Origin of the sequence: Nocardia carnea (assembly GCF_029868855.1) — a bacterium.
GTDB classification, from domain to species: domain Bacteria; phylum Actinomycetota; class Actinomycetes; order Mycobacteriales; family Mycobacteriaceae; genus Nocardia; species Nocardia carnea_A.
Genome location: NZ_JARWOV010000348.1, coordinates 40315 through 49569, shown reverse-complemented (window position 1 = coordinate 49569; position 9255 = coordinate 40315). Strand labels below are relative to the sequence as shown.

General features: G+C 67.4%; 1 protein-coding gene. It reads right to left on the bottom strand.

The window, feature by feature from the left end; genetic code table 11:
* Window positions 1-9102, bottom strand: a 9102-nt coding sequence (locus QH195_RS35030; RefSeq protein ID WP_280438538.1) for a non-ribosomal peptide synthetase, incomplete at its 3' end; no start/stop codon positions are given.
* Window positions 9103-9255: the final 153 nt, after the last annotated feature.

The following is a 9255-nucleotide window of genomic DNA, read 5'->3' as shown; positions in this document are numbered from 1 at the left end:
CTGGCTCACCTGCGGCTGCGCCAGGAACGCGGATTCGATCTCCCCGAGCTCGATGCGCTGACCACGGAACTTCACCTGGAAATCGGTGCGGCCCAGATACTCCAGGACCGGCCGGTCGTCGACACGCTGCCAGCGCACCAGATCACCCGTGCGATACATCCGCCGGCCGCTGTCGAACGGGCTCGCCACGAAACGGTCCGAACTCAGATCCGGGCGGGTCACGTACCCGCGAGCCAACTGGTCACCGGCCAAGTACAGCTCACCGGTCACACCCTCGGGAACCGGACGCAAGCGACCGTCGAGCACATACACACGACTGTTCCACTGCGGAACACCGATCGGCACACTCCCGGCTTCCGCACCGGTCGCCTGCCAATACGTGATCGACACCGCGGCCTCGGTCGGACCGTACAAGTTGTGCACGGCGGCATCCGAAACCGCATGCATCGCCGTAACAGTCTCCGGCGGCAACGCCTCACCGATCACGAACACATGCCGGAGGCTCGGAATCGAACCCGGGCCGGTATGCGCGGCAAAAACCGTCAGCATCGACGGCACGAAGTCCGTCACCGTCACGCGCTGCTCGGCGATCACCCGCGCCAGATACGCCGGATCACGATGACCGTCCGGCGTGGCGACAACCAGGCGGGCACCCGCGGCCAAGGGCAGGAAATAGCCCCACAGCGACACGTCGAACGTGGTCGCGGTCTTCTGCAGATACACATCCGCGGAACCCATTGGGTACTGCGACAGCATCCACGCGACCTGGTTCGCGATCGCCGAATGCGAAACCGCCACACCCTTCGGACGACCCGTCGAACCAGAAGTGAAAATCACATACGCGGTATTCGAGGGCCGTACCGGCGCGAGCCGATCCGCGTCGGTGAGCATCGTGGAGTCGTAGCCCGCGGTGTCGAGAGTGTCCAACTCCACGACGGGCACACCTGTCCCCGCAGGGACGGCACCCACATCAGCGGTGGTGGACAACAGGCACACCGGTGCCGCGGTCTCGAGGATGTAACCGATGCGCTCGGCCGGGTGTGCCGGATCCAACGGCACATAGGCACCGCCGGCCGCCACGACCGCATACATGCCGACGACCAGGTCCACCGACCGCGACACCAGCAACCCGACCAGGGTCTCCGGACCCACACCCGACGCGACCAGATGCCGTGCCAGGCGATTCACCCGGGCTGCGAACTCCACATACGTCAGATCGGTGCCCTCGAACGACACCGCCACTCGATCCGGAGAAGACGCGACCGCGCGCTCGAAGCCGTCCAGCAGCAGTTTCGGGGGAAGTGCATGCCCGGTCGCGTTCCACTCCGCCAGCACCCGGGCTCGTTCGGCGCGATCCAGCACCTCGAAATCGCCCACCGGCGCCGACGGATCCGTTACTGCTGCTTCCAGCAGACGCATGAACCGATCGGCGAACGAGGCCGCCGTCGCGGGATCGAACAGGTCCCGGGAGAACGACAATTCGCCCTGCATCGGCGAGTTCGTATCCTCACCCATGCCACGGAAGTTGAGTGAGAGGTCGAACTTCTCCAGTCCGATCTCGAAATCGACCGGAGCCACCCGCAGCTCCGGCAGTTCGAAGGTGCGGTCCGGCAGATTCTCGAACGACAACGCCACCTGGAAGAACGGGTGCCGGGCCTGGGAGCGGGTGGGGTTGAGGACCTCCACCAGTCGCTCGAACGGCACATCGGCGTGTGCGAACGCCTGCAAGTCCGCGTTACGGACCGTGGCGAGCAGTTCGGCGAAGCTCATCCCGCCCTGGACCTGGGTCCGCAGGACCAGCGTGTTGACGAACATGCCGACCAGGTTCTCCAGCGCGGCTTCACCGCGCCCGGCAACCGGGGTGCCGACGGCGATATCGGATTCGCCGGTCAGCCGGGCCAGCAGCGCGGCCAGCACACTGTGCACCACCATGAACGGTGAGGCATTGTGCTGCCGGCCGAGGTCGGCGATCCGGCGCCGCATCTCCGGCTCGATCACGAAGGAATGGGTGCCGCCCGCGTACGACGACACCGCGGGCCGTGGACGGTCGGCCGGCAGGGCCAATTCGTCCGGCAGCCCGGCCAGTTCCTCTTTCCAGTACCGGATCTGATCGGAGATCAGCGACTGCGGATCGTCCTCCGAACCCAGTACTTCCCGCTGCCAGAGCGCGTAATCCGCGTACTGCACCGGAAGATTCACCCAGGCCGGCGATTCCCAGCTGATACGGGCCGCGTAGGCGACCATCACATCCCGCGCCAGCGGGCCCATCGACCAGCCGTCGGCGGAGATATGGTGCACCACCATACCGAGCACGTATTCGGTATCGCTGATTTCGAACAGCCGCGCGTGCAACGGCACCTCGTCGGTGACGTCGAAGGCCATCGTCGCCAGATCGATCAGATGATCGATCAGTTTGTCCTCACGGATCCGGAACGGGGTCAGGTCCGGAACGACCTGTGCCGCATCCAGAATCACCTGGACGGGCGTCTGCCCGGTTTCCGGGAACACGGTGCGCAGGGATTCGTGCCGGTCGATCACGTCGATGATCGCCACCTGGAGTGCGGCCACATCGAGTTCACCGGACATCCGGATGGCGACCGGGATGTTGTTGACCGCCGATTCGGTGTCGTAGCGGTTGAGGAACCACATCCGCTGCTGGGCCAGCGACAGGGGGATATCGCCGTCGCGGCTGCGCGCGACCAGCGCCTGCCGCGCACCTTCACCGACATGGGATTCGATCCGCGCCGCGAGCGCCATCACGGTGGACGCTTCGAACAGGGTGCGTACCGGTACCCGGGTGTCCAGGGCGGCGCCGAGCCGAGCCGCGACCTGGGTCGCGATCAGTGAATTACCGCCGAGTTCGAAGAAATCGTCGTCGAGACCGACCCGGTCGACGCCGAGAACCTCGGCGAAAACGTCCGCGACGATCTCCTCGATGGGCGTGACGGGCGCGCGGAACGCCTGGGTCTGGAACTGTGGTACCGGAAGCGCTTTGCGGTCCAGCTTCCCGGCCGGGGTCAGCGGGATCTCGTCGAGCACCATGATCGAGGACGGCACCATGTACGCGGGCAACCGCTCCTGGATATGCGCCGTCAGCACGGGCACATCGATCGAATCACCCGGTGCGGCAACAACATACGACACCAGCGTCATCGCACCGGAGACGTTCTCGTGGCCGATCGTCACGGCGAAGTCGACGGCGTCGTAGGAGGTGAGCGCGGCATCGATCTCGCCGAGCTCGATCCGGAAACCGCGAACCTTCACCTGGAAATCGTTGCGGCCCACGTATTCGACGGTCAGCGCGCCGGAACCGTCCCGGCGCCAGCGCACGACGTCACCGGTCCGGTACAGGCGCTCACCCGGGGCGCCGTACGGGTCCGCGACGAACCGGCCGGCGGTCAGCGCGGACCGGGCGTGATAGCCGCGGGCCAGCTGGATACCACCGACATACAGTTCGCCGACAACACCCTCCGGCACCGGGTCCAGTCCGGTGTCCAGCACCAGCGCCCGCATACCCCGCACCGGACCACCGATGGTGACCGGTTCGCCGGGGCGCAGCGGGCCGCTGATATTGGTGGCGATGGTGGCCTCGGTCGGGCCGTAGGCGTTGAAGAGCCGGCGCCCCGTGGTGGCCGCCCAGCGTGCCGCGAGATCCGCCGGAATGGCTTCACCGCCGGTGATGACGACGCGCACATCGTCCATTGCGTCGAGATCCAGGGAAGCCAGCACCGAGGGGGTGAGGAAGGCATGCGTCACCCCGGTCGTCTCGATGAGATCGGCCAGTTCCGCGCCGCCGAACATCATCTGCGGCACGATGACCATCGTGCCGGCCGCACCGACCGCCAGCAGCAACTCCAGCACGGAGGCATCGAACGACGGGGAGGCGAAGGCCAGCGCGCGGGTCGAGGTGTCCAGCCCGAACCGCTGCACCTGTTCGGCCGCGAAATTGCGCAGGCCGGCATGGGTGACCGCGACGCCCTTCGGCAGACCGGTCGAACCGGAGGTGTAGATCATGTACGCGGTGTTCGCGGTGCGCAGCGGCGCCCGCCGATCGACATCGGTGATCGCATCCGCTGAACTCGCCATGACCTCCGCGGCGAGCTCGGGATCGTCGAGGCTGATCCAGCCGCCGGACAGTTCCGGCAGTTCCGGCAGTTCTTCGTCCTCGGTGAGGCCGAAGGCGGCGCCCGAATCGGTGACCATATGGATGATGCGATCGGCCGGATAGGCCGGGTCGACCGGGACCAGCACCGCACCGGATTTGACGATCGCCCACAGTGCCAGCTGATACCGCCACGAGCGGCCCAGCGCCAGCGCGACCGAGACCTCCGGCCCGGCCCCGCGTTCGATGAGCACCCGCGCCAGCTGGTTCGACGCGGAATCGAGTTCCGCGTAGGTATACGACTCGTCGTCGGCGATGACCGCGATACCGTCGGGGTTGGTGACCGCCGCGGCGGCCAGCAGACCCGCCAGGGTGTCCGGCTGCTCGGCCGGTCCACCGGCGCAGGCGGTGAGTTCGGCGCGTTCGGCGGGGTGCAGCAGTTCGATGGCGCCGACCCGGGTGTGCGGATCGTCGACGATCACGTCGAGCAAACGCTGCCAGCGGGTGACGAACGATCGGACCGTGGACTCGTCGAACAGGTCGGTGGCATAGGAGAGCACCAGGTCCATACCCGCCGGTTCACCACGGCTGCCCCGTTTTTCGGTGACGGTCCAGACGAGATCGAACTTGGCGATCGCGAGTTCGATCTCCGCGGCGCTGATCGACAACCCGGGGATCTCGAGATCGGCGTGCGAGATCTCCTGGAACGACAGCATCACCTGCACCAGCGGCTGCCGGGCCTGCGACCGGGCGGGGTTCAGTACCTCGACCAGCCGCTCGAACGGGACATCGGCGTGCGCGAAGGCGGCGAGATCGGCTTCCCGCGTGCTGTCGAGGAATTCGGTGAACGGACGGGTGCCGTCCACGGCCGAACGCAACACCAGGGTGTTGACGAACATACCGATGAGATCGTCGAGTGCCTGTTCACCGCGGCCGGCCACCGGGGTGCCGACGGCGATGTCCCCGGTTCCGGAAAGCCGTGACAGCAGCACCGCCAGCGCGGCGTGCAGCACCATGAACAGCGTCGAGCCGTTGCCCCGCGCCAGATCCGAAAGGCGCTCGTGCAGCTCGGCGTCGATGGCGAAATGTTCCTGTGCGCCGCGATAGCCCTGCACCGCCGGGCGCGGCCGGTCGGTGGGCAGATCCAGCTGATCGGGCAGATCCTCCAGCGTTTCCCGCCAGTAGGTGATCTGCCGGGCCGCCATGGATTCCGGATCGTCCTCGCGGCCCAGCAGTTCCCGCTGCCAGACGCTGTAATCCCGGTACTGCACCGGCAGCGGCGCCCAGGACGGTTCCTGTCCCGTCGCGCGCGCCACATAGGCCGCCGCGACATCGCGGGAAAGCGGGCCGAAGGAGAAGCCGTCGGCCGAGATATGGTGCACCACAATGGCGACCGCATGCTCGGGGGTGCCGTTGGCCCGGCCGTCGGCGATCTCGTAGAGCCGCACCCGGATGGGCAGCTCCCGGGTGACGTCGAAACCGGTGGCAGCGAATTCGGCCAGCGCGTCCGGTAGCCGGTCGGCGGCGATCCGCTCCACGCGGATCCCCAGATCGACCTCGTCCATCGGCAGGACCAGCTGATAACCGCCGTCCTCGGACTCCGGGAAGAGAGTCCGCAGCGACTGCTGGCGTTCGATCACATCGTCGAGGGCGGCGGTGAGCGCCGCGATATCGGCGTGGCCGCGCAGCCGGATCACGAACGGCAGGTTGTAGGTGGGCGCGGCGGGGTCGAACTGGTTGATGAACCACATCCGCTGCTGCGCCGGTGACAGCGGCACCCGGTCGGGCAGCGACCGGGCCACCAGCGGCGGCCGGGATTCGCGGGATTCACCCGCGGCGGAAATATCGATTCGCGCGGCCAGACCGGCCACGGTGGGCGTTTCGAACAGCGCCCGCACCCCGATACGAACCCCGAACGCCGCGCTGATCCGCGCGACGACCTGGGTCGCGACCAGCGAGTTACCGCCGAGATCGAAGAAGTTGTCGTCTACCCCGACGAGCTGCTGGCCCAGGATATCGGCGAAGATCGCGGCCACGATCTGTTCGGCCTGGGTGCGCGGAGCGCGGAAACCGGCCGCGCCGGCGCTGAACACCGGTTCCGGCAGCGCCTTGCGATCCAGTTTGCCGCTGGTGTTGAGCGGGAGCGCGTCCAGCACCACGAGCGCGGCCGGCACCATATAGGACGGCAGCTTCTCCCCGAGGAACCGGCTGAGTTCGACCGGCTCGACGGTATGCCCGGGAGCGGGTACGACATAGCCGGCCAGTTGTTGACCGGTGGCGGTATCGACCACCAGCACCACGGCCTGGCTCACGGCCGGATGGGCGAGCAGATCGGTTTCGATCTCACCGAGTTCGATGCGCTGACCGCGGAACTTCACCTGGAAGTCGGTCCGGCCGAGGTACTCGAGCACGCCGTCGGCACGCCAGCGCACCAGGTCTCCGGTGCGGTACATCCGGTCTCCCGGTGCACCCAGGGGATCGGCGACGAAACGGTCGGCGCTCAGGTCCGGGCGACCCAGATAGCCGCGGGCCAGCTGACGGCCCGACAGATACAGCTCACCCGGTGCACCGATGGCCGCCGGCCGCAGGCGGGCGTCGAGCACCTGGACGCCGACGTTCCACTCCGGTACACCGATCGGCACCGAAACGGTATCGGCGGTGGTGGCCTCCCAGTAGGTCACCGAAACCGCGGCTTCGGTGGGACCGTACAGGTTGTGCAGGCCGGCGCCGGAGATCGCCTTCATCGCCGCGACCGTTTCCGGCGGCAGCGCCTCGCCGATCACGAATACCGCGCGCAGCGAAGCGATTTGCTCGGGGTCGGCGTAGGAGGCGAACACCGTCAGCATGGACGGGACGAAATCGGTGACGGTGACGCCGTGCCGGGCAATGGTTTCGGCGACGTAGGCCGGATCGCGATGGCCGTCCGGAGTGGCGACGATCAGCGTGGCACCCGACATCAGCGGCAGGAAGTAACCCCACAGCGAGACGTCGAAGGTGGTGGCGGTCTTCTGCAGGTAGACGTCGTCCGCGGTGAATCCGTAGGTGTCCAGCATCCACAGCTGCTGGTTGACGATGGCGCGATGGCTCACCGCGACGCCCTTGGGGCGACCGGTCGAACCCGAGGTGTAGATGACGTAGGCGGTGTTGTCCGGGCGCAGCGGGGCGAGCCGGTCGGCATCGGTGATCGGCGCGTCGGAGAATCCGGTGGTGTCCAGGGTGTCGACGGCGACGGACCGCACCGATTCGGGCAGGTCGGCCTGGTCCGCGGTGACCGTCAGCACGCAGACCGGCGCCGCGCTCTCCAGAATGTAGGCGGTGCGCTCGGCCGGATGGTCCGGGTCGATCGGAACGTAGGCTCCGCCGGCGCGCAGCACCGCGTGCATCGCCACGACCAAGTCGAGCGACCGCCGCATACCGAGGGCCACCAGCGATTCCGGGCCCACACCGTCGGCGATGAGATATCGGGCCAGCTGGTCGACCCGCGCGCCGAATTCGGCGTAGGTCAGACCTGTCCCCTCGAATTCGACCGCGAGGTTGCCCGGCGTACGTGCGATCTGCGCGTCCAGCAGTTCGGGCAGCGTGGTGTCCGGGACCTCGTGCGCCGCGTCGTTCCAGGTCTCGACGGTTGCGGTGCGTTCGGCGGCGGTGGTGATAGCGAGCTGCCACACCGGCTCGGCGGCTTCGGCGGCCAGGAACCGGTCGAAGAATTCGAGGAACCGGGTGTGGTGCCGGGTGGCCTCTTCGTCGGTGTAGAGGTTGGGGTTGGTTTCGAAGTCGATATGGCTGCGGGTGCCGCCGATCGACTGATAGAAGTTGACGCCCAGGTCCTCGATACTGCCGGTGGACAGCACATGCAGGCTGCCGACGCTGTCACCGAGCCGCAGTTCGTCCTGGAACAGCATGATGTTGACCCACGGCCCGAAGAATTCCGTGGTCACCACGCCACCGCCGGCAGCGTCGCGGCGGATGTCCTCGTGCCGGTAGCGCTGATGCCGCAGCGCCCCGGAAACCTCGAGCTGCACCTGGCGGCGCAGATCGGCGGTCGTGGTGTCGGCGCCCACGTGTAGTCGCAGCGGGACGATATTCGACGAGACACCGCCGGAGCGGCGCATGAGTGCGGTGGTACGCGCGGTGACCGGCAGGCTGAGGATCACATCCTCGACCCCGTTCCATTGCGCGAGGTAGGCGGCGAACGCGGCGATCAGTTCCTGGGCGGGTGAGGATTCGTAGCGGTGCACCGCCTCCTCGAGCGCGGCGTTCTGCTCGTCGGTGAGCGGACCCTGGACCACACCGTTGTGGGCGGCCGGGGCGGCCGTACGCCCGGCCAGGCTGGTGCCCTCCTCGAGTCCCGCTACCCGTTCGGCCCAGTACTCTTTGTCGGTCCGGAAGCGGTTGCTCTCGCGGTAGGCGATCTCCTGGTCGTACAGGGTGCGCAACTGCGCCGCCTTGGAAGGCGCGGGTTCCACGCCTGCCCGGTAGGCCGTGTACAGCTCGGCCATCCGGTTCATCATGTTCATGGCGCCGTAGCCGTCGATCACGATGTGGTGGGCGCGCACGTACCAGTACCAGTGGTTTTCGCCCAGGTGCAGGGCCGCGGCACGGATGAGACGGTCGGCGGTGAGATCCAGCGGGCGGCCGTACTCGGCGCGCATCCAGTCCCGGGCGGCGGCGGCCGGATCGTCGGCGGTACGCAGGTCCACGTAGCGGACCTCGTCCTCGAGGCTGTGATCGACGTACTGCAGCGGTTCCCCGTCGCGTTCGACGATGCGCAGCAGGCCCGAGCCCAGCTCGTGGGAGGCGTCCAAACTGGCCCGGGTCAGGGTGTCGACGTCGAGCTCACCGTGCAGTTCGACGTACTGGGCGATATTGACCGGCACCTGTGGGTCGACATGCTGCGCGTACCAGATACCCAGCTGTGCAGGCGACAGGGGAAAAAGCTCCCCGTCGGCGGTTGCCGAACCACTGTTCGTACCGTTCCCGCCGTTGTCCAGCCGGTCCAACCGTAACCTCGCTTCCGGAACGCACGCGGCGCTTCCCGTCACCACCTGGTCGCGACGCGCACCGCCCGTAGCGCGATGTCCGCTGTTCCAGGTCCACTTCTTGTTCGATCAGGCAGAAATGTCCATCGGAAGTATCCGTTTATCGGGCCGAGG